General features: G+C 41.9%; 17 protein-coding genes. 13 read left to right on the top strand and 4 right to left on the bottom strand.

Features of this window, described 5'->3' with window-relative positions; genetic code table 11:
* The first annotated feature begins 44 nt into the window (after positions 1 to 44).
* Positions 45 to 902, top strand: a complete 858-nt coding sequence (locus tag ACSLUK_RS07975; protein WP_448548021.1) for a hypothetical protein — start codon at positions 45 to 47, stop codon at positions 900 to 902.
* Between the two features lie 64 nt (positions 903 to 966).
* A complete protein-coding gene (locus ACSLUK_RS07970) occupies positions 967 to 1,986 on the top strand; it encodes a pepsin/retropepsin-like aspartic protease family protein (RefSeq protein ID WP_448548020.1) in 1,020 nt (339 codons plus the stop codon).
* Between the two features lie 115 nt (positions 1,987 to 2,101).
* Here the strand turns inward: ACSLUK_RS07970 and ACSLUK_RS07965 are convergent, their stop codons facing one another.
* Together ACSLUK_RS07965 and ACSLUK_RS07960 are read right to left on the bottom strand one after the other, a co-directional pair.
* The gene (locus ACSLUK_RS07965) at positions 2,102 to 2,737 is read right to left on the bottom strand and encodes a cytochrome b/b6 domain-containing protein (RefSeq protein WP_448548019.1); all 636 of its coding nucleotides are present in this window, start codon (positions 2,735 to 2,737) and stop codon (positions 2,102 to 2,104) included.
* Positions 2,737 to 3,165: a hypothetical protein gene (locus tag ACSLUK_RS07960; RefSeq protein ID WP_448548017.1), complete on the bottom strand. Its 429-nt coding sequence runs from the start codon at positions 3,163 to 3,165 to the stop codon at positions 2,737 to 2,739. The genes ACSLUK_RS07965 and ACSLUK_RS07960 overlap by 1 nt, the downstream gene beginning before the upstream one ends.
* Before the next feature lie 404 nt (positions 3,166 to 3,569).
* Between ACSLUK_RS07960 and ACSLUK_RS07955 the strand changes: the two genes are divergently transcribed.
* Genes ACSLUK_RS07955 through ACSLUK_RS07945 form a run of 3 tightly spaced genes read left to right on the top strand, consistent with a single transcriptional unit; the run spans position 3,570 to position 7,817 of the window.
* Entirely contained in the window at positions 3,570 to 5,366 is a 1,797-nt protein-coding gene (locus tag ACSLUK_RS07955) for an assimilatory sulfite reductase (NADPH) flavoprotein subunit (protein ID WP_448548016.1), read from the top strand.
* A complete protein-coding gene (gene cysI, locus ACSLUK_RS07950) occupies positions 5,366 to 7,084 on the top strand; it encodes an assimilatory sulfite reductase (NADPH) hemoprotein subunit (protein ID WP_448548015.1) in 1,719 nt (572 codons plus the stop codon). The genes ACSLUK_RS07955 and cysI overlap by 1 nt, the downstream gene beginning before the upstream one ends.
* Positions 7,077 to 7,817, top strand: a complete 741-nt coding sequence (locus ACSLUK_RS07945) for a phosphoadenylyl-sulfate reductase (RefSeq protein WP_448548014.1) — start codon at positions 7,077 to 7,079, stop codon at positions 7,815 to 7,817. The genes cysI and ACSLUK_RS07945 overlap by 8 nt, the downstream gene beginning before the upstream one ends.
* A gap of 273 nt (positions 7,818 to 8,090) precedes the next feature.
* On the opposite strand, the gene ACSLUK_RS07940 is transcribed toward ACSLUK_RS07945, so the two are convergent.
* Positions 8,091 to 8,999 (bottom strand): TIGR03899 family protein, encoded by a 909-nt coding sequence (locus ACSLUK_RS07940; protein WP_448548013.1) that lies wholly within the window; start codon positions 8,997 to 8,999, stop codon positions 8,091 to 8,093.
* Positions 9,000 to 9,306: 307 nt separating this feature from the next.
* Here ACSLUK_RS07940 and ACSLUK_RS07935 point away from each other — a divergent pair, with 307 nt between their 5' ends.
* The gene (locus ACSLUK_RS07935; protein WP_448548012.1) at positions 9,307 to 11,529 is read left to right on the top strand and encodes a bifunctional diguanylate cyclase/phosphodiesterase; all 2,223 of its coding nucleotides are present in this window, start codon (positions 9,307 to 9,309) and stop codon (positions 11,527 to 11,529) included.
* A gap of 94 nt (positions 11,530 to 11,623) precedes the next feature.
* Here ACSLUK_RS07935 and ACSLUK_RS07930 read toward each other — a convergent pair whose 3' ends face one another.
* Complete coding sequence (locus ACSLUK_RS07930; RefSeq protein ID WP_448548011.1) at positions 11,624 to 12,826, bottom strand: MFS transporter; 1,203 nt, start codon at positions 12,824 to 12,826, stop codon at positions 11,624 to 11,626.
* 272 nt (positions 12,827 to 13,098) lie between these two features.
* Between ACSLUK_RS07930 and ACSLUK_RS07925 the strand changes: the two genes are divergently transcribed.
* From ACSLUK_RS07925 to fadA, 7 genes are all read left to right on the top strand, one after another.
* The gene (locus ACSLUK_RS07925; protein ID WP_448548010.1) at positions 13,099 to 13,782 is read left to right on the top strand and encodes an ABC transporter ATP-binding protein; all 684 of its coding nucleotides are present in this window, start codon (positions 13,099 to 13,101) and stop codon (positions 13,780 to 13,782) included.
* Positions 13,767 to 14,723, top strand: coding sequence for an HlyD family secretion protein (locus ACSLUK_RS07920; RefSeq protein WP_448548009.1), 957 nt, complete (start codon positions 13,767 to 13,769; stop codon positions 14,721 to 14,723). Before ACSLUK_RS07925 ends, ACSLUK_RS07920 begins: the two co-directional genes overlap by 16 nt.
* Positions 14,720 to 15,874 (top strand): efflux RND transporter periplasmic adaptor subunit, encoded by a 1,155-nt coding sequence (locus ACSLUK_RS07915; protein ID WP_448548008.1) that lies wholly within the window; start codon positions 14,720 to 14,722, stop codon positions 15,872 to 15,874. The genes ACSLUK_RS07920 and ACSLUK_RS07915 overlap by 4 nt, the downstream gene beginning before the upstream one ends.
* Positions 15,871 to 17,070, top strand: coding sequence for an efflux RND transporter periplasmic adaptor subunit (locus tag ACSLUK_RS07910; RefSeq protein WP_448548007.1), 1,200 nt, complete (start codon positions 15,871 to 15,873; stop codon positions 17,068 to 17,070). Before ACSLUK_RS07915 ends, ACSLUK_RS07910 begins: the two co-directional genes overlap by 4 nt.
* Positions 17,067 to 18,302, top strand: coding sequence for an ABC transporter permease (locus ACSLUK_RS07905; RefSeq protein ID WP_448548006.1), 1,236 nt, complete (start codon positions 17,067 to 17,069; stop codon positions 18,300 to 18,302). Before ACSLUK_RS07910 ends, ACSLUK_RS07905 begins: the two co-directional genes overlap by 4 nt.
* A gap of 257 nt (positions 18,303 to 18,559) precedes the next feature.
* The gene (fadB, locus tag ACSLUK_RS07900; protein ID WP_448548005.1) at positions 18,560 to 20,728 is read left to right on the top strand and encodes a fatty acid oxidation complex subunit alpha FadB; all 2,169 of its coding nucleotides are present in this window, start codon (positions 18,560 to 18,562) and stop codon (positions 20,726 to 20,728) included.
* A 15-nt stretch (positions 20,729 to 20,743) separates the two neighbouring features.
* On the top strand, positions 20,744 to 21,907 hold the full coding sequence (gene fadA, locus ACSLUK_RS07895; RefSeq protein WP_448548004.1) for an acetyl-CoA C-acyltransferase FadA: 1,164 nt from the start codon (positions 20,744 to 20,746) through the stop codon (positions 21,905 to 21,907).
* Positions 21,908 to 22,019: the final 112 nt, after the last annotated feature.

The following is a 22,019-nucleotide window of genomic DNA, read 5'->3' as shown; positions in this document are numbered from 1 at the left end:
ATAATTGGTGCGTGACTTTTTACTAGTCACGCTTTTTAATTGTCATGAAAACCGAAAGTCTCTCATTAGCGCTAATATTAATTCTTGTATGTGCATGTTCTTCCTCAAGAATAAGTTCGCCAAGTAATTATGAATCCAAAATTTCTCACTTTTTGAGCTTAGAAGAGAATATTAGCCTAACTTCGTTATTTACTTTACCCGGTCAAGAGTATGGGCGCTCTAATTTATTCACAAAAGAAAACGCCATAAAAATACTGAGTGTCGAAAAGGAATGGATTAAATCTAATTTTTACGTGGAGCGTAGAATCAAAGATTGTTTTGACAGTGAAATATTCAATTGGAACAGTATTGATCGCATTTTTGCCGATAAGTTATTGCCTCGTAACGAATATTTGTTCAATGTATATATCCTAGATAGGAAAAGTTTCAGTTTCAATAGTCGTTTGTCCGACAATCAAGAGTTAGACATCTACTTTGCGCTGGATGAATGTAATAAAGATGGTGCGGCTAATACATTTAAAACTATCAGAAATCAACTTGTTCATGAATTGTCACACCTGATTTTGCATTCTCAAAAAACACCAATAAAAATATCAGATAGGAAAGAAGAAGAGTATGCTCACACTTTAGAAGTATGCAATACAATTAATTCAGCTGCTTTCACAGGGCTCAATTTTAGCCAAGACTTTAATAGAAACTATTCAATAGACATTTATAAAGCCAGAAATATAGATTTCCAAAATGCAGAAAAGCTATCTGAATTAGGGAAGATAGATGCACATATTAGGGCTCAAGATATATCAGAAAGTATTATTGCTTATGAAATTGACAAAGAGTTATTCACTAACGAGTTTAAGGCACGCTTTTGTGAACCTGTTATCAAAATCTATCATATTGATTAGCTTTAGTTCCTTTGCAATTTATTCATCGGAAAACCAAGTTTTTTACGGTGAAAGAGATGAATTGATGAATATCGATTCTTGTTACGGCAATCTATGGCTTGATCACATTAAAGGTAAGAGGATAAACATTAATGACTGCAAACTATGTAGTTCAAAGTTTTCAATATCTTATAATTGCATACACTTCAAAACAAATGAACTTTGGTATGAAAAAAAGTACTTGAGTGCTTCAAGAGTGTTGGAAGCTTTCTTAAACGGAAAGTATTTAGGTAGCGAAGAACTTGGGTTTGTACGAGTCCCACTAGAAGAAAAAAGTCAACTCTTAAATTACTTATCGAAACATCGTTTCAGTGATACTAACTTATCTAAAGAAAAAAAGTTATTCTTTGATGATTTTGAAACAACAATACGAGTGGATGGTGTAGATATAAATTTTAGAATTGATACCGCCGCTAGATATTCGACTATTACCAATATTTCAGCTAATTCTTTCACAACAGGAATAGCTACTTATAGCGGTAGAGATGTAAGTGCGGAAATTGCTATTCTACAGACTGAATATGGATACCCAATTGTTTCTTTTGTTGGGTTAGGAGATAATTTACTAGGCATCGACTATTTACTTAATTTTGCTTTACTCGAATTCGCAAATGGTCTTGAAACCGATCATAACTATGAAAAAGAATTGTTTATTGATGATGCAAATATGTTTTTTGACGGTGAGATTACTATAAAAGGAGAAGTATTTAAGAGTCGTAATTTTTGTATAGATACTGGGGCAACTCAGTCTATATTGATGCCCAAGTTTTACAAGAAAGTTCGCAAATTGATAGAAAAAAAGCCTATAAAAAAGCTATCAGCGAATGAAATAGATGGTGAAATGAATCAATTGGGAAAAATAGTAGATCTTATTACTTTAGCTGTGGACGGTAATGAGATTGGTCAACCTAGGGATATTCCTATACTGTTCAGAAGCGGTACGTCCAGCATATGTGATATCATTTTAGGGAAGGATATTCTTGTAAATAGAATAAGTTATATTGATTTTGAAAACAGAAAGTTATCATTAGAGATACAAGAATAGGCTCTTATATATATGGGGTCACAAATTGAGTTAGTTCAGACTCTGGCCCCAAATAGATTGGTGCGAATGTTAAAATATTCGCCCTGAGTAGGAGGTACGACGTATCGAAGGGTAGTTAACCATTCAGACTAAAAATCACGGTAAACGTCACCAACCAAATACTAATGGCAATGATGCTTGGTCGCCAGAACACAGCCGTTTGACGCGGCTTATCCGATCGACCCGTGATAATGGTTTTAATGATATTTTCGCCTTTGAATAGGTGCCAAATTGCTGCCATCACGTGCAAGGCGATGAGTATCAGTAGCCAATCAAAATTTTGTTTGTGCAGTGCCGTTAATGTCAATGCCAGTTCGTCATTAATTAAATTATAAAGTGGACCTTCATAAAGCACTTCATCGGTACTGAACAACCCTGTTGTCAACTGCAGGCACAAGCTTAATAACAACGCGATAACCATATAGCTAGCTAATGGATTGTGGCTGACATAGTCATGGTTCTTGGTTTTTGACCGCAGGTATTCTTTTACTTTCTTGTGATGTAACGCTAGTTGGCTAAATCGAGCCGTTTGGCTGCCTATAACGCCCCAGATTAATCTGGCGATTATAAGTGCAATTAGGGCATATCCATACTGAAAATGACGCTCAAAATCCCCTTGGTCTGCGCTGTACCATAATAAACCTAGGAGAATAATTTGGCTGGCATGGAAGAGACGGATAAATCCGTCCCATACCTTATTGCTCGATGACATTACGCGTCACAGTCCATCTTAAATGCTTTGTGGCCTTGCTTGCTAGCGCTGCCAACAAGCTTTAACGCAGCCTTTTTCGCCATTGGGTTGTTTGCTTCACTTAGCTGTACAACGGCATCTTTTAATTTTTTCATGCCTTTCTTGTATTTTTCTACTAAACCTTTTTGTTCTTCAGTAAGCGAAAGGTTGTCAGAGATCTGTAATGGAATTAACTCACTGCCTTGATCAATTAATGTCAGCAAATTACCTGTTATTTCAAGCTGCTTTGACGTGTCATTTTCTTTAAGCGCCTTTTTATATGCCTTCATCGCATCTTTCATGTCACCCATGATGCCAGAGAGTTCAGTTTCACCACACTGTGGGTGAGCTGCGTAGGCAGGTGCCAAAAATGTTGTTGCTAGTAATAATGTCGCAAGTGTTTTTTTCATATTTACATTCCGGTTGTTTTTATTTGTGAGCGTTAGGTTCACATTTCTAATAATCGGATGCATCTTAGCGAGGAATTCAATTGCTGACTAGTTTAACTAGACTAATGGTCGATCTTGTACGATTAGTGTACTTATCCGCACACGAAAATTGCAGCGTTGTGTTATAACTGCCTTCACTAAGCAATAAATATTTAGCCAACATTAATTTGTTGTTTGCTATTTTTGCTGTAAATATTCTGATACATCGAAATTATATTCTCGGCAAATTGCCGAATTTTCGAGCATTTTTAAATAGAGAACACTTTTATTCCTTTTTGGAATTAAAAAGCCTTTTCTATTCTTTTTGTTTTTAAATGGAAACGTCTATTCTTGCATCATTATTTTGTAATGGGTGAATTGACGGCATGTTGTCAGATCAACAGAATTTAAATCAAACGATGTTAGACGCCAATCAACTGGCGCAGTTAAAAGACGTAACCAGTAAATTAACACCACTTCAGTTGGCGTGGGCAAGTGGTTATCTTGCAGCTAAAAGTGAAGCTGGCAACGTGTTGCCTGTCGCTGCAGCAAGCGCTGTTCAGGAAGCGTCTGTTTTGACTGTGTTATATGGTTCTCAAACGGGGAACTCGAAGGGCGTAGCTAAGGCAGTAGCAGAGCAAGCTCAGGCATTAGGTTTAACTGTTGAACTGAAAAATATGAGTGAGATCAAGCCAAAAGGCTTCAAAAATCTTACACATGTGTTGATTGTTGCCAGTACTAATGGTGAAGGCGAGCCGCCTGATGATGCCATTGCATTGCATGAATTTTTAGGTTCTAAAAAAGCCCCTAAGTTAGATCATTTGCATTACAGCGTACTTGCTCTAGGCGACAGCAGCTATGAGTTTTTCTGCCAAACAGGTAAAGATTTTGATGAATACCTGAGCAAGTTAGGCGCCAAACAAATTTCACCGCGCGTTGACTGTGACGTAGATTACGACGGCGATGCAGAGACGTGGTCGAAAGGTGTTTTAGCGCTAACAAAAGAACTACTTGGTGAGCAACAAACCGCAAGTAACGTTGTACCTATGCCAACTGCTGCGGCTGAAAGTGTTTACAGCAAAACTAACCCTTATGCCGCCGAGTTAAGCGTGAGCCAGAAAATCACTGGTCGCGACTCAGCAAAAGACGTTCGACATATCGAAATTGACCTAGGTGAATCTGGATTAACTTATCGTGCGGGCGATGCACTAGGTGTGTGGTTTGAAAATGATGACGAATTAGTCGCTGAGATCCTTGAATTGATTCAGGTTAAACCGAGTGAGCAAATTAAGGTCGGTGATGAAAATTTGGCTATCGCACAAGCACTTCGTAGCCAATTTGAAATAACGCAGTCAACGGTAAATTTCGTTGAGTTTTGGGCGAATCACACTAGCGATGAATCATTGTTAGCATTGCTAAATGATAAAGCCAAGGCGCGTGATTATACGAGCAACCATCAGATTGTTGAAATAATCAAAGTTGCACCAAAAGCAATCGACGCTCAAAGCTTCGTTGAAGCATTGCGCAAACTTACACCGCGTTTATATTCAATTGCGTCAAGTCAGGCAGAAGTGGAAGAAGAAGTCCATTTAACCGTAGGTGTGGTTTCTTATGAGCGAGATGATGTGGAGCGTATTGGTGGTGCGTCAGGGTTCCTTTCTTCACGACTAGAAGAAGGTGGCACGGTAAAAGTATTTGTTGAGCACAACGACAATTTCAGATTGCCAGAAGACGGCAATACACCTGTCATCATGATTGGGCCGGGCACAGGCGTTGCGCCGTTCAGAGCCTTCATGCAAGAGCGTGAAGCGCAAGATGCACAAGGGGATAACTGGTTATTCTTTGGTGATCAAACGTTTACACAAGACTTCTTGTATCAAGTGGAATGGCAAAACTACCTCAAGTCAGGTTTGCTGACGCGCATTGATTTAGCATTTTCTCGTGATCAGAAAGAGAAAATTTATGTACAGCATCGTTTAAAAGAACAAGCGCAAGACGTTTTTGCATGGCTTGAGCGTGGTGCACATGTTTATGTGTGTGGCGATATGAGTCGTATGGCAAAAGATGTTGAGCAGGCATTAACAGAGATAATTGCTGAACAAGGTCAAATGTCTGACGAACAAGCTGTTGACTATTTGAAAGAACTACGTAACGCGAAACGCTATCAGAAGGACGTTTATTAATGACTACCGAAAACCAAGCAGTACAATTAGTTGTTGAAGGCAAACTTGCTGATAACGAACGCTTAAAACGTGAAAGTAATTTTTTACGCGGCACGATTGAACAAGATCTAAAAGACCCCATTACCGGCGGTTTTACGGCTGATAATTTTCAGCTAATCCGTTTTCATGGCATGTACCAACAAGATGATCGTGATATTCGTGCTGAGCGTGCTAAACAAAAGCTTGAACCATTGCACAATGTGATGCTTCGTGCGCGGATGCCAGGCGGCATTATTACGCCTAAGCAATGGTTAGCGATCGATGAATTTGCCACAGATCATACAATGTATGGCAGCATTCGTTTAACGACTCGCCAAACCTTCCAGTTTCATGGGGTGTTAAAGCCGAATATTAAATTGATGCACCAAACGTTGAACAAGATCGGTATCGACTCAATCGCAACTGCTGGTGATGTAAACCGAAACGTACTATGTACTACGAATCCGGTTGAATCTGAGTTACATCAGGAAGCCTACGAGTGGGCGAAGAAAATCAGCGAGCACTTACTACCAAAAACACGCGCCTATGCAGAGATTTGGTTAGATGGTGAGAAAATTGAAGGTGGTGATGAAGAGCCAATCTTAGGCAGTAATTACTTACCGCGTAAATTTAAAACCACGGTTGTGATCCCTCCGCAAAACGATGTTGATGTACACGCTAATGATTTGAACTTTGTGGCAGTTGCCGAAAATGGCAAGTTGATTGGCTTCAATGTCCTTGTTGGTGGTGGTCTTGCAATGACCCACGGTGATAAGTCTACTTACCCAAGAAAAGCCGATGACTTTGGTTTCATTCCGCTTGATAAAACACTAGACGTTGCGGCTGCAGTGGTTACTACACAGCGTGACTGGGGAAATCGTGTAAATCGTAAAAATGCGAAAACTAAGTACACGCTTGATCGCGTTGGTACTGACGTATTTAAAGCGGAAGTAGAAAAACGCGCGGGTGTCGCATTTGCTCAAAGCAAGCCTTATGAATTTACTAGTCGTGGCGACAACATTGGTTGGGTAAAAGGGATTGATAACAAGTATCACCTAACGTTGTTTATTGAAAATGGTCGTTTGCTTGATTACCCCGGTAAACCACTAAAAACAGGTGTTGCGGAAATAGCGAAGGTTCACCAAGGTGACTTCCGTATGACAGCCAATCAAAACTTGATCATTGCGGGTGTTCCAGAAGCGCAAAAAGCGCAGATTGAAGCGATTGCTCAACTGCATGGCTTAATGAATGCGTCAACAAGTGAACAGCGCAAAAACTCAATGGCGTGTGTGGCATTTCCAACGTGTCCACTTGCGATGGCTGAGGCTGAGCGTTATTTACCGGGATTAGTAACAGACGTTGAAGGATTGTTGGCTAAGCACAAAATCCCTGATGAGCATATTATCTTGCGTGTTACTGGCTGCCCTAATGGCTGTGGCCGTGCGATGCTAGCGGAAGTAGGCTTAGTCGGTAAAGGTCCTGGCAAATACAACATGCATTTAGGGGGCAATATTGGGGGAACCCGTGTGCCGAAAATGTATAAAGAAAACATGACAGAGCAAGCAATTATCGAGGAGCTGGATAGCTTAATCGGTAAGTGGGTAGCCGAACGTGACGAAAATGAAGCATTTGGTGATTTCGTGATTCGTGCCGGCGTTATTCAAGAAGTGAAAGTAAGTAAGCGAGATTTCCATGACTAAAGTGGCAATTAATAATCGTTTTCCAGCATCTCTTCCCGAGCCGTGGTTAAATCAATGGAATGAGTTACTTGAAAAACAAAGTGCGACAGAGCGCGTAGAGTGGGCGATGGAAAATCTCCCTGGCGCTTTTGTTTTATCATCGAGTTTTGGTATTCAATCGGCTGTAATGCTGCATATGTTGACTCAAGTGGATGCTGATATCCCCGTGATCGTAACTGATACTGGGCATTTGTTTCCCGAAACCTATCAATTTATTGAGCAATTAACAGAGCGCCTGAATCTAAATCTTCATGTATATAGCGCCAAAGAAAGTGCCGCGTGGCAAATGGCGAAATACGGTGAAGAATGGAGCAGAGATTCAGACTCGTTAAAGGCCTATAATCGTCGGAATAAAGTAGAGCCATTAGAGCGAGGCTTAAGCGAACTAAACGCTAACACTTGGTTTTCAGGTGTTCGCCGACAGCAAACGTCACATCGTGAAGGCTTACCTGTTGTTAGTATTTTACGCGGTCGATTTAAAGTGCACCCAATTATCAATTGGTCAAACAAAGATGTGCATGAGTATCTAACCAAGCACAAGTTGCCTTATCACCCGTTATGGGACAAAGGTTATGTTTCGGTTGGCGACACGCATAGTACCCGCCCGTTAACTCTGGGGATGGATGAAAGTGACACGCGCTTTGCCGGATTGGCACGTGAGTGTGGTCTACATACCGATGGTGGTGGTATTTAGCCACTAAGTTAATAGAATAGAAAGCCGAGCCAGTACACCTGCCTCGGCTTTTATGTACAGGCCCTTCGACGAGCTCAGGATCGAACGGTTAAGGTATGACGTGGTGCCATGGATGGCAAGGAGCGTCGATGTACAGGCCCTTCGACGAGCTCAGGATCGAACGAGAGTATGTATTAGACTGGATGACTTAAACTAGCTTTATTCCGTTCGCCTTGAGTAGGAGGCACGACGTATCGAAGGGGGAATGTTTGTTCACGCCCTGACAATATTTAACTAAGACGTAATCGAAAAATGGTGCTGCAGGTGATGCTTCAGCAAGCTCAGGTAATCCGAATCAGGACTATCTGATATTAGTCGCGCCAATTCAACGCCTATTGGTGTAAATTTATAAAAACGCAAAATACAGTCGGATTTTGTGGTAACCAACGACAAATTTTGGCCATTGTAGTTGAAATTAACCGCTTCTTCTTTAGCCATAGGTGAAGATTCAGTTTCTTGCTCATATAGCAAATGGTTATCCGCGAGCGTCAATATATCGCTATAGCTAAAGCCACGTTGACTCAAATTTATCGTTTGTTCTCTCTGTTTATCGAAAAAATTGAGTAACCCAGGAATTTGATAGCAACCAGAAATGATACGAATATTCTTTCCTCTGTTATCTCTTACAGACAAGTGACAAGCTTTGGCTAGTAATTTTGCCTCATGAATGCTCATAGTCTTAAATGCTTGGAGGGTTTTTATCGAAAAAGCGCCCGGTTGTGAGAGTTCGCCTGCCAGAATTTTCGCCCAGAGATCTTGCATGACGTTGCTGCTTATGTCTTCAGCAAGCTTGGTAAACTGAGAAAACCAATCAGGATCGGCGCGTTCAGCAGCTTCTTCGGTAGAACAATACGGGATAGCTTTATGAACAATGGATTCAAGGTTTTGTTGTTTGCGTAATCGACTAATTCGCGCACGCTTTGAGGCGCGATCTTCGAGCGGCATTTGCTTTTGTTGTTCCAACATGCCCCCGTCAAGAGCGAATGTTCGGGCTAGCGATAATAGCTGCATCTGAGTTGAGTGACTATTCGTTTTACGATCGGTTGTTTGTTGTGTGGCCTGAGTGACAACCTCTGTTTTACTATCGCCATCTGTGCTTGAAACTACTGGAGTGTTTGTCTTGGGCGGGGTAACTTTCATCATAACTCCTTTTCGCTACCAGTAACCGTCGAGATAATTCGCTTTACTGCATGCTACGCCTATTATTTCTTGGGGTCGAGCCTAAAAAATAATTATCTTTATTTACAATAGTGATCAATTGCAATATATCCACTAAACTTTACTGATAGTTAACATACCATTGATAGAATTCATTTTATTGTATTGTTTTGTTGAATAATGTTTTAGTGACTCTTATTATGTAGAAGATAGTACACTAAAATTCATAAAAATATTCGTTACTTTTACGATTTGATAATAGGCCAATTTCGTATTGGGTTTTGAGGGCAATATGCAGGTTTCTGAAGATACTAACGACGATTTTTTGTTTATCGATGATAGTGACGAAGATGAAATTCTTGATGAATCGGGCGCGGATACATGGAAAGTACTGATAGTCGATGATGACCCTGAGATACATTCAGTAACTCAGCTAGCATTGTCTGACCTTGTCGTTTTAGGTAAGCGGTTAGAATACATTCATGCGTATTCAGGTAGAGACGCTTGCCAGCTGATTGAGCAGCACAATGATATCGTATTAGTGCTACTCGATGTTGTCATGGAAACTGACGATGCGGGCCTAAATGTTGTTAAACATATTCGAGAAACGTTGCTGCGCCAAGATATTCGTATTGTTCTTAGAACAGGGCAGCCTGGGTATGCGCCGGAAGAGAGCGTAATTAAAGATTACGACATCAACGATTACAAAACTAAAACAGAACTCACCCGCCGAAAACTCGTTACCACAGTTTACGCTGCTATCCGCTCTTACCAACAAATTGATACCGTTACCCAAAACCGCACAGGCTTAGAAAAAATCATTGCCTCATCGGCTGATTTACTTGAACTGCATTCTGTACGCGAATTTGCTGAGGGCGTTCTGACCCAAATTAATAAACTGGTAACGGCAAATACCAGTGTGTTCTGCGCGCGGGGGCAAGGTATTGTTGAAGGCGCGGACGACTTAAGCCTGTACATTCTAGGCCAGCAAGGATTGTCATCAATTCTAGTGAGTCAGAAACTAGATACGCTTAAAAACTTATCTGTACAAAATCAAATTTCTACGTGTTTTCAGCACAAACAGCATCAATATGAATCAGGTGGTGTTGCGCTTTACCTTAGCAGCGGTGGTTTTAGAGCGGTTGTTTATTTAGAATTAATTGGCGCATTATCGGATATTGAACGTCAGTTGCTTGAAGTGTTCATGACTAATATTGCCGTTGGTTATGAAAATGTTCATTTGTTTCAAAAACTACGCAATGCGGCTTACAAAGATTGGCTGACCGACTTACCAAATCGTCTTGAGTTTGTTAATTTACTCGATGAATTTGGCCAAAGCCAAGACAACAATCTAGTAGCAGGACTAATCGACATCAATCACTTTAGTGATATCAACGACGGCTTAGGACAAGATGTAGGTAACCAGCTACTCATGGCTGTAACTTCGCGCTTGAAAGCGTTAGGGGAACGTTGCCAGTTTGCTCGAGTTGGTGCCGATGTGTTCGGCATTATTGGCCCGAATGATTGTGTTACGCCGGAAAAACTTGTCGACTTATTTACCGAGCCGTTTTCTGCTGGTGAGCAATTCTTACCTATCAATGCCACCATTGGTTTATGTACTAAGGAAGATGCGGCAACTCGCGGCGTTAAAATTCTTAATCAAATTAACATTGCACTTAATCTTGCCAAAAAGAGCCACCAAGATCATTTTGTCTATTACAAAAGTGAAATGGAAGAGAAGACTTTATGGCGTCTCGACAAGATCCGTCAATTGCGTACAGATTTTGCTGAAGGTCGCCTAGAGCTATGGTATCAGCCACAATTAAGTTTAGAAACTGGTAAAGTAATTGGGGCGGAAGCACTGCTACGTTGGAAAACAGTTGACGGGAAATTTATATCACCTGCCGTTTTCATTCCATTAGCCGAATACTCTGGGTTGATTATTGACATTGGTGATTGGGTAATTCATCAAGCATGTAAGCAAATTAAAGAACTAACGCAGCAAAATTATGATCATGTTGGCATTTCGGTAAATGTGTCTATTCCGCAATTCAAGCGTGATAACTTTGTAGATAATATTATTGGGGCTATTAAAGAGCATCAAGTGCAGCCCAGCAAACTTGAACTGGAAATCACTGAAAACATTTTAATGGATGAGCCGCAAGTGGTTATCGATGCTTTAGTTCGTTTAAAGCGTGAAGGCATCAGTATCGCACTAGATGATTTTGGCACGGGGTATTCATCTCTCAGCTATTTACAAAAACTTCCTTTAGATCGTCTAAAAGTTGATAGATCATTTGTTACCGATATTACTCAACCGGGCGAATCTTTGATCGCCGACACGATTATCAATTTAGGCAAGCAGATGAACCTCAAGGTTATCGCTGAAGGTATCGAAGACGAGCAGCAGCAAGCACATCTAAAAGCGCAAGGTTGTCACGAAGTGCAAGGATTCTTCTATGCTAAACCCATGCCTAGCGACGAATTTTTAGCTTTCTTAAAGGATAACAGTTAGGTTACATTGCTCATTGTTATTCGATTTTTCTTGAATGTTGCAATGCAAGCTGAAATAAAAAGCACAATGATTTCATTGTGCTTTTTTATTGGTGCTAGTTAACTGTTGAAGATAACTTCTTGAGTTCTTTATGTCGTAATTCAATGCCCGGTTCAGGATTTACCGGTATTAGTGAAGACAAAATCAATGAACACAGCGCAAATCCAGCACCTACATAAAATACCCAAGAAGGGTTGGTTAACCATACCAACCCTAATAACGCCGGAATGAAAACGGCAGCGATATGATTAATTGAGAAACTCACCCCTGCTGTTGCGGCAATATCTTGTGGTTGCGCTATCTTTTGAAAGTAAGTTTTTATGGCAATCGCCAAAGCAAAAAACAGGTGGTCAATCACATAGAGAACAGCGGCTAATGTAGCGTTTTCGGCCAAGCCGTACGCGATAAACAGAATGAACAATCCTATATATTCAATTCGTAGTACAGTGCGTTCGCCAATTATGCCAATTAGTTTGCCTATCTTTGCAGCAAACAACCAGTTGAACACGTAGTTAATGAGATACAGTAGACTAATTTCAGCCACGCTATAATGAAACTTTTCCACCATCAAGAAGCCCGCAAACACCACAAAGATCTGCCTTCTCGCACCGCTAAAAAATGTGAGTGCGTAAAACAGCCAGTAGGACTTCCTCAATACAATTCCTTTGTGTTGCTCGTGAGTGATAGGAAAAGATTTAAAGCTCATAGCAATAAACAACGTCATTACTAGTGCGGTGCCACCAAATAATAGGTAGGTGGCTTGGTAGCTCCACGCCCAAGTATCCATCAATAGGTAAATTGAGCCAAATGCAATTAAAGAGGCCGCTGATTTCGCGGCTAACATGCGTCCCATAAAGTGCGCAGTTTCTTCTTTTTTCATCCACTGCATTGTCAGTGATTGATTGACAGTTTCGTAATAATGAAAGCCAATCGACATGATTATGGTAGTAATATACAAGCCATACTCAGTAGGAAAGTAACCTGTAATTGCAACACCAAAAGCCGTTATGCCGAGAGATAGTACAGCTAATTTTTGCTCCTTGATAAACAATAAAACATAGATAGCAGTAAATGCCAAAAAGCCAGGGATTTCACGTAGGCTTTGTAGAATGCCAATTTCTTTACCTGTAAACGCGGCCTTCTCAACAACAAAGTTATTGAGCAATACCATCCACACAGAAAAGACGAGTGGCAAAATAAACGCCATAGCAAGTAGCAGGTTTTCAGGTTTATTCGTGAAATTTGTTAACAGCTTCATTAGTATGTTCCCTAAAACCCCTTCGTTGTGGTCATGGTTAACGCTAGTAAAATCAATAATGTAGCAAGGCGGTATTCAGCTCGAAATATATGTGAACAATAAATAAAAATTTTGTTACATTTTAGCTTGCTTCACACGTGATTCACCTTGTAATGATAAATGAGGCGATTTATATTGATTCTAACACGAATACTTGGCGTCAAATATTAGCAATATAAGACGTATAAGAAAAATAAGAAATAAAACAAACGACAGCAGCAAAAGGAGGTTCAATGATAAAAATTGAACATGTCAATCGCCACTATGGATCGGGTGAGACGCAAGTGAATGCATTGTCTAATGTGTCATTACAGATTAACAAAAATGAATTTGTTGCCATCATGGGAACGTCTGGGTCAGGTAAGTCGACTCTGATGAACATATTGGGATGTCTGGATTCACCAACATCGGGCGAATATTGGCTTGATGGAAACTCTGTAAAAGCCATGGATGATATTGAACTATCCCGCATTCGTAATCAAAAGATTGGATTCATATTTCAAACATTTCATTTGTTACCTCGATTGACTGCACTCGAAAACGTGATTTTGCCACTGCGTTATACCGACACATCACCAGAAGAGGCGAAAGAGCGCGGCGCAGAAATGTTGGCAAAGGTTGGTTTAACTGAACGTGGGCATCATAAGCCATTTGAAATGTCTGGGGGGCAACGCCAGCGTGTTGCAATCGCAAGGGCGCTGGTTAACCGGCCTAGTGTGATATTTGCGGATGAACCAACCGGTAACTTAGACTCTAAAACTTCATATGAAATTATGGATTTACTCTGTGATTTACATAAGCAAGGACAGACCATCGTGATGGTAACGCATGAAGATGATATTGCTTCATATGCCCAACGTACGATACGCATGAAGGATGGTCAAATTATGGAGGATAGCCTGTGTCAGGTCGCGTAATATCACTTATCTCTCTACTTTTTATCTTTAACTGCAGTGCCTCAACGCCTGTTGTACTAACAGGGCAGATCAAGGCAAGTGACAATCAAACGTTTTATGCGCCAAAGAGTGATACTTGGCAAGTACAAGTACAGTGGATGAAACCTGAAGGAGAAATAGCAGAAAAAGGCGAGCTCGTGGTCGTGTTTGACAGTGGCATGATCCAAAATACGATTGAGCAAGAAAAGGTGAGTTTGCATGCAGCGAAAGAAGAACTTCATCGTACTAAAAGTTCGGCAAAACAAGCTATGTTAGAAAGCGAATTTGCGCAAAAGCGCACCGCACTGCTGTTAGAGAAAGCGAAAATAGACGCCAACATAGGGCAGGAACATATAAGCCAGTATGATTATGAGCAAAATCAACTCAACTATGAAAAGGCGGTAGTGGCCAATGCCAAAGCTAAAGAGCAACTCGCGCAAACTAAGATCAAAAATCAGGTCGATATTAAGAAGCAAGAGATTACGGTATTAAAGCTGGAAGAAAGCTTGCGTTATAACGAAGCAAGACTTGCCAAAATGAGTCTCAGCGCAGAGCGCAGTGGCCCTGTACTATATGCTAACCATCCTTGGAATGGTGAAAAAGTATTTGTTGGTATGACAGCTCAGCCCTCATGGAAAATCGCCGAGATTCCTTCAATGAATGGTTTATACATTGAATCTTGGGTGCATGAAGTTGACTACAAGCACATGATAAAAGGCAAACAAGCCGCGATAAAACTAGATGCGTATCCTGCACATACTTTTTCAGCGAGCATAGATGAAATTTCGACGCAACCCGAAGAGAGAAAAGATTGGGGAAATGACGTTTACTATCGGGTTAGGTTCCAATTTGAGCGCCAACCGGATATTTCACTCGTTCCTGGCATGAGCGTTCAAATAGCATTAGCAGGAGCTGCGTCATGAGAAAAGCTATACTAATTTCTTTATTCTTACTTGTAGGCTGTGGCGAAGACAATATCACCACAGTTGAGCGCAAATCTTTGGACGTAGTGGTCAATGCGAGTGGTGAGTTAGAATCAAAAACTACAGCAATCATAGCGCCACCATCAGTTTCGCGCATGTGGCAATATAAAATTAACTTCTTGATCCCCGAGAATACCCAAGTGACTAAGGGAACAGCCGTGGTGTCGTTTGATGATAAAACAGTTAGTGACTCACTAACTGACAAAAAATCTGAACTAGAACGCGCACAAAAAGAACTTGAAAACAAACGACTTAAAGAAGAAGAAACTGAAGAAGAACTTGTCCTTGCGGCTGCTGAAATGGACATGGAATACGAAAAAGCAAAACGACGGGCAGAAATTGTTGATAACAGTCGTTCGGAAAATGACCGTAAGAAAGTAGCAATAGATTTTACCATTGCCGAAAATGATCTATTTCTTGCAAATGAAAAACTGAAGTTTCATCGTGAAAATACCAAACTTAACCTCAAGCTAGCGCAAGGAAAAGTCGATAGACTTACCGCTGAAGTTAACGGTCTACTGCACGATATGGAGCGTCTTAAAGTCGTCGCACCAATAGACGGTATGGTGATTTACAAAGCCAATTGGCAGGGGGAAAAGCCTGCGGTAGGAGAGAGTGTGCAATTTGGCCAGCCAGTTATTGAGCTTTCGGTTATTGAAGAAATGCAAATTAAAGCGCAAATCAACGAGCCTGACAGTGGCAAAGTGAAAGTAGGGCAACTAGTCAAAGTCGTTGTAGATGGTGCGCAAGAATATGCGTTCAATGGCAAAGTTGAAAGTTTGGGCAGAGTTTTTCGCGATAAATCTTATCAAGACAAACGACGAATAGTCGATGCAATCATATCGTTTTCGCCAACAGAAGATTTTGTTGCTCGACCGGGTATGTCAGCCCGTATTGAAATTATCACTAATTCCCTAAATAACGTTTTGGCGATTCCAGCCGATAGCATTCGCTATCAAGATGAGCAGCCGATGGTTACCGTAAATTCAACTTTTTCTAGTGAACAGCGAACTATCAAAGTTGAGCAAGTCGTAGGTAATAGCGCTATTGTCAGCGAGGGATTGAAAGAGAATGAGGAGATAGTGCTGTGAAAACTCGTCTAAAAAGTGTGGTTGCGAGCATTATCTTCATTGGCTTGAGTGCCTGTTCTGATAGCGTTGAAAAACCACTGGTTTACCAAGTAAACAAACAGACTGTTGCGGTGAATGTGCCCGCAAAAGGTGAGCTTTTTGCCGCCAAGGCAACGGTGATCACTACGCCTATCACCAGTAACGGTGTACAAAATATTGCATGGCTTGCCCCTGAATTTTCCCGCGTGAAAAAGGGCGATGTAATCGTACGATTCGATGGCGAGGCAATGCAGGTTCAAAGCCAAAAGAAACAACATGAGCTGGCAATTACTGAACAAGATATCTTGGAAAAAAACGGTGCGTTAGAGCAACAGTTGTCCATTATTAATAAAGACATTGGGGTTGTTGACAAAGAAAAAGACTTTGCTGATAGATTTTCTATTGAAGATATCCGCATACGCTCAAAACTCGATATTCTTGAATCGATGCAGAACAAGGAATATCTGGGCACCAAGCAAGCGTACCTTCAATGGAAGAATGAAAGTTTTAGCGAAAGTTCTGAAGGTGAGATAGGTTTGCTCAACATGCAACAACAACAGCATCAGGCAAAAATCAATCAACTCGCAGAAGGACTCACTCAGTTGGAAGTGTTGGCACCACATGATGGCTTGTTAGCATACAAAGCAAACTGGCGTGGTGAAAAACCACGCGCTGGACAATCCCTATGGCCTGGGCAAAAAATCGCTGAGCTTCCGGATGTTAGTGACATGAAAGCTAAATTGCATGTCGCTGAAAGCGAGGCTATTGGGCTGAAAGAGGGGCTAGAAGTGACTTTTTATTTGAATGCTCATGCAGACAAAGAATTCAAAGGAACTATTGAATCAGTCGCTACGTATCCCAAATCCATCAAACGTGGCGATCCAAGAAAATATTACGAGGTAACGGTGACGCTAGCAGAGCAAGCCCCATCGCTATTTGTGCCGGGTCGAAAACTTGCTGCAACCATTGGTGTTCATGCCGCGAGTGAAAAGCTAGTGGTGCCGCTGCAAAGTATTCACACCGCTGAAAATCAGCATTTTGTTTATGTATATCAAAATGGTGATTTTAACAAAGTTCAGGTCGAACTCGGTATCGCTAACTTAAGCGTGGTAGAAGTGGTAAATGGCATAAGCGAAGGGCAAGAAATCGCGTTAACAAATATGGAGCAAGGGTCATGAAATACCTTAACATGCTAAAAGATACTTGTGCAGAACTTGCCCAACACAAACTAAGGACCTTGTTAACTTTATTGGGGATGATTTTTGGTGTTGGAGCCGTCATTGCCATGCTCAATATCGGTGAGGGGGCTGAGCGTGAGGCGCTGAAAATGATCGATACCATGGGCTTGCAAAACCTGATTGTTGAAGCCAAATCCTTTGAAGAAAAAGAGCTAAAGGAGCAGCGTAAGCATTCATCTGGGCTGTCAATTCGCGATGGTGAAGTGAGTGTAGAGTCATTGCCTTTCATTGAGCAGTACAGTGCGGAAAAAGTCATTGATACATACTCTATCTTTAGTGCACACGGTAAAAGTGATGGCGAGGCCGTTGGCGTTAGTCCAAACTTTTTTGAACTGTCTGCGTATGAGGTGAGTGAAGGGCGCGTGTTAAATGTGTCGGATGACCGCCATTTTGCACAAGTCGCGCTTATTGGCGCGGCAATGTCAGACCAACTGTTCCCAATGGGAAATGCCATTGGGCAATATATCAAAATTAATCACTTATGGTTTGAAGTGGTCGGGGTTTTGCAGCGTCCTTACCTGAAAAAAGAGGAGTTTCAAGGGATAAAACTTGGCGGTGAACAGCATCGGGTTTTTGTGCCATTAACTACTGCTATCCATAAGTTTCCAAGCAAGTTGCTCGAAAGCGAAGTGTCTAGTTTGAAATTACAAGTGAGCAAAGATGTAGACCCAGTAAAAGCTGCACAGGCTGTAAGTCACTTGTTGACCAGGCGACACAATGACGTCAACGATTTTGAGTTAATTGTGCCTGCGGCTTTGCTCGCACAGCAAAAGCAAACCCAGCAGATATTCAATATCGTGATGTCGTGTGTTGCGGGTATTTCGTTGCTTGTTGGTGGCATTGGTATCATGAATATCATGCTGGCAACGGTATTAGAGCGCACTAAAGAAATTGGCTTGCTGAGAGCCATCGGTGCAACGCAAAAAGACATCCAAACACAATTTATTGCAGAGAGTTTCACGATTTCGATTCTTGGTGGAATACTAGGGGTGGTATTTGGTATTTTACTGTCAGAGCTGATCTCATTTTATTCGGAATGGGCAGTATCTTGGTCGCTTGGTGCCATTGTGCTGTCGTTCTCAATATGTGCAATGGTAGGGGTTGTATTTGGTGTGTATCCAGCGGTAAAAGCGTCGAAGCTTGATCCAATTGATGCGCTGCAAAGTGATTAATGCGATTATAGCGAGAATGCACAGGAGAAGCCGATGAATTCGGCTTTTCTATTTAATTTATCTCATAGCGAATCAAGCAACTTATTACTCTCACCATAAGCTTAGCCCTTTATATTCATAGCGAGTTGTTTAGTTTGATACGTTCGATTAAAACGCCCGTTTAAAATATTTGCTTTTCATTTTGTTTCAAGGCACACTCAGTCGACTATTATTAATAACAACCGAAAATTCACCCAAAAATATGTGAGGAGACAGGCATGTTATTTCAGGGCAAAAGCCTTTCTGCCGAGTTACTGGAAGACGGTATCGTTGAATTTAAATTTGACGCTGAAGGTTCAGTAAATAAGTTCGATCAGGCAACATTTGAAGAATACATTGCAGTAGTAAATGCAATTAATAATTGTAGCGAAGCAAAAGGGGTACTCGTTACTTCAGGTAAATCAGCTTTCATCGTTGGCGCTGATATCACCGAATTCTTAGAAACATTCAAGCAGCCAGAAGAAGCCCTAATCCCTTGGGTGAAAAAAGCCTCTGACGTTTTCGATTCATTTGAAGATATTCAATTACCAACTATCGCAGCTATTAATGGCTTTGCCTTAGGTGGTGGTTGTGAGATGACACTCGCCTGTGATTTTCGTATCGCAGACACCACAGCCTCTATTGGCTTGCCTGAAGTCAAATTGGGCTTGATGCCAGGTTTCGGTGGTACGGTTCGTTTACCACGTTTAATTGGTGCTGATAATGCGATTGAGTGGATGTCGACAGGTAAAGCGCATAAGCCAGCACAAGCATTTGCTGTGGGTGTATTAGACGCTGTAGTTGAACCTGAGCAGTTACGTTCGGCAGCCATTAAAATGTTGAAAGACGCGATTGCCGGTAAGTTAGACTGGCGCGCTAAACGCCAGCCTAAGCTTGAGCCGTTGAAATTGTCCCCTACTGAAACAGTGATGACATTCAACACCTGCAAAGGCATGATTGCAGCAAAAGCGGGCAAACACTATCCGGCACCTATGCTGACGGTAAATACGATTGAAGCTGCGGCAGGATTAGATCGTGCTGGTGCGATGGCGCTTGAGAATCAGGGCTTTGCCAAATTAGCAAAAACAGAAGCCGCAACGGCACAAATTGGTTTGTTCATGGCCGATCAGGTGATCAAAGGCAAAGCGAAAAAAGCAGCCAAAACCGCTACCAAATCAGTGGAGCGCGCAGCTGTTTTAGGCGCAGGTATTATGGGCGGTGGTATCGCTTATCAGTCTGCGTCTAAAGGTACACCAATTGTCATGAAAGACATTAACAACAATGCGCTTGATCTTGGCTTAACTACTGCAGCAGGTTTGCTGAGTAAGCAAGTTGAGCGTGGTCGTATGGACGCGAAAAAGATGGCTAAAGTACTCAACAACATTACGCCAACTTTAAGTTATGACAGCGTGAAAGATGTTGATATTGTGGTCGAAGCGGTAGTTGAAAACCCAAATGTGAAAGCAGCTGTCCTAGCCGAAGTAGAAGCACAGGTAGCAGATGATGCTGTTGTTGCATCAAACACTTCAACGATTTCAATTGATTTACTGGCGGAAAGCGTTAAGCGCAAAGACAAGTTCTGCGGCATGCACTTCTTCAACCCAGTGCACAAAATGCCATTAGTAGAAGTCATTCGTGGTAAAGAAACTTCCGACGAAACTGTTGCTACGGTAGTAGCGTACGCCGCTAAAATGGGTAAATCACCGATTGTGGTTAATGATTGCCCAGGCTTCTACGTAAACCGCGTATTGTTCCCTTATTTTGCGGGCTTTAGTCAATTATTACTTGAAGGTGCTGATTTCACTGCCGTCGATAAAGTGATGGAAAAACAGTTTGGCTGGCCTATGGGCCCTGCTTATTTACTTGATGTTGTGGGTATTGATACCGCAGATCATTGCACAGGCGTCATGTCGGCTGGATTCCCAACTCGCATGAAGAAGATTGAAAATGATCCTGTGAGTTTGTTATATCGTGAACAGCGTTTTGGCCAGAAAAATGGTGCCGGCTTCTATGACCATGGAAAAGACAAGCGAGGTCGTCCAACCAAAGCACCTGCAGAAAAAGCGTATGAGCTATTTGCAAGTGTTACAAACGACAAGCAAGAATTCACAGCTGATGAAATTATCGCTCGCTTGATGATCCCAATGGTGAATGAAGTGGTACGCTGTTTGGAAGAAGGGGTAGTAGATACCGCCGCTGAAGCAGATATGGGCTTGATTTACGGCTTAGGTTTCCCTCCGTTTAGAGGTGGCCCTATTCGTTACCTAGAAACATTAGGTTTAGATAAGTTCATTGAAATGGCCGATAAATTCGCGCATTTAGGTGAAATTTATCAAGTGACTGATGGTATGCGTGAAATGGCGGCGTCAGGCAAGTCTTACTTCAACACCGACGTAAAAACAGCGTAAGCTTAGGAGAATAACATGAAAGAAGTCGTGATTGTCGATTGTATTCGTACACCGATGGGACGCTCCAAAGCGGGTGTTTTTAGAAACGTACGTGCAGAAGCTTTATCTGCACACTTAATGCAACAATTATTGGTACGTAATCCCAACTTAGATCCTGCATTAATTGAGGATATTATTTGGGGTAACGTGAAGCAAACTAAAGAGCAGGGCTTTAATATTGCCCGTAATGCTCAGTTACTAACAGATATTCCAAAATCTGTTGGCGCGGTAACGGTAAACCGTTTATGTGGTTCTTCAATGCAAGCACTACATGATGCAGCTACGAGTATCATGGCTGATCAAGGCGATGTGTTTATCGTGGGCGGTGTAGAGCATATGGGTCACGTACCTATGATGTACGATGTTGATTTTGATCCGGCACTAAGCAAATACATTTCTCGCGCTGCGGGCAACATGGGTTTAACTGCAGAGCTCCTAGGACGCCAACATGGTGTTACGCGTGAGCAGCAAGATGCTTTCGGTGCGCGCTCACATCAACGTGCTCATCAGGCAATGTTAGAAGGTCGTTGGGCAAATGAAATTGTTGCAACCGCAGGCCATGATGACACTGGTGCATTAGCGATGATTGAACATGATGAAGTTATTCGCCCGGAAACAACAGTAGAAACGTTATCTGGGCTACGCCCGGTATTTGATCCAGCAAACGGTACAGTAACGGCAGGAACGTCGTCTGCGCTTTCTGATGGTGCATCGGCGATGCTAGTAATGTCTGCTGACAAAGCTAAAGCACTTGGCTTAACACCTAGAGCGAAGATTCGAGGTATGGGAGTTGCAGGTTGCGATCCATCTACTATGGGTTACGGACCGGTGCCAGCCACTAAGAAAGCACTTAAACGTGCTGGCTTAACGCTGGAAGATATTCAACTGGCAGAATTTAACGAAGCGTTCGCTGCGCAAGCGTTATCTTGTGTTCGTGCATTAGGCTTAGAAGACAAGATGGACGATATGATCAACCTTAACGGCGGTGCGATTGCGTTAGGTCATCCGCTGGGCTGTTCAGGTGCGCGTATCTCGACGACTTTGATCAACTTAATGGAAGGGCAAGACGTTAACATTGGCTTAGCCACTATGTGTATTGGTTTAGGTCAAGGTATCGCAACGGTATTCGAACGCGTTTAACCGTTAAACTTCTTAGATAATATGAAAAAGCGATGGGTTTTAGCCCATCGCTTTTTTTTCGGGTGAACGGAAGGTTAGTTCCCGTTCGCCATGAACCGGACGCACGACGTAT

Source organism: Thalassotalea fusca (assembly GCF_053485835.1).
This window is presented reverse-complemented; position numbering and strand designations above follow the sequence as displayed.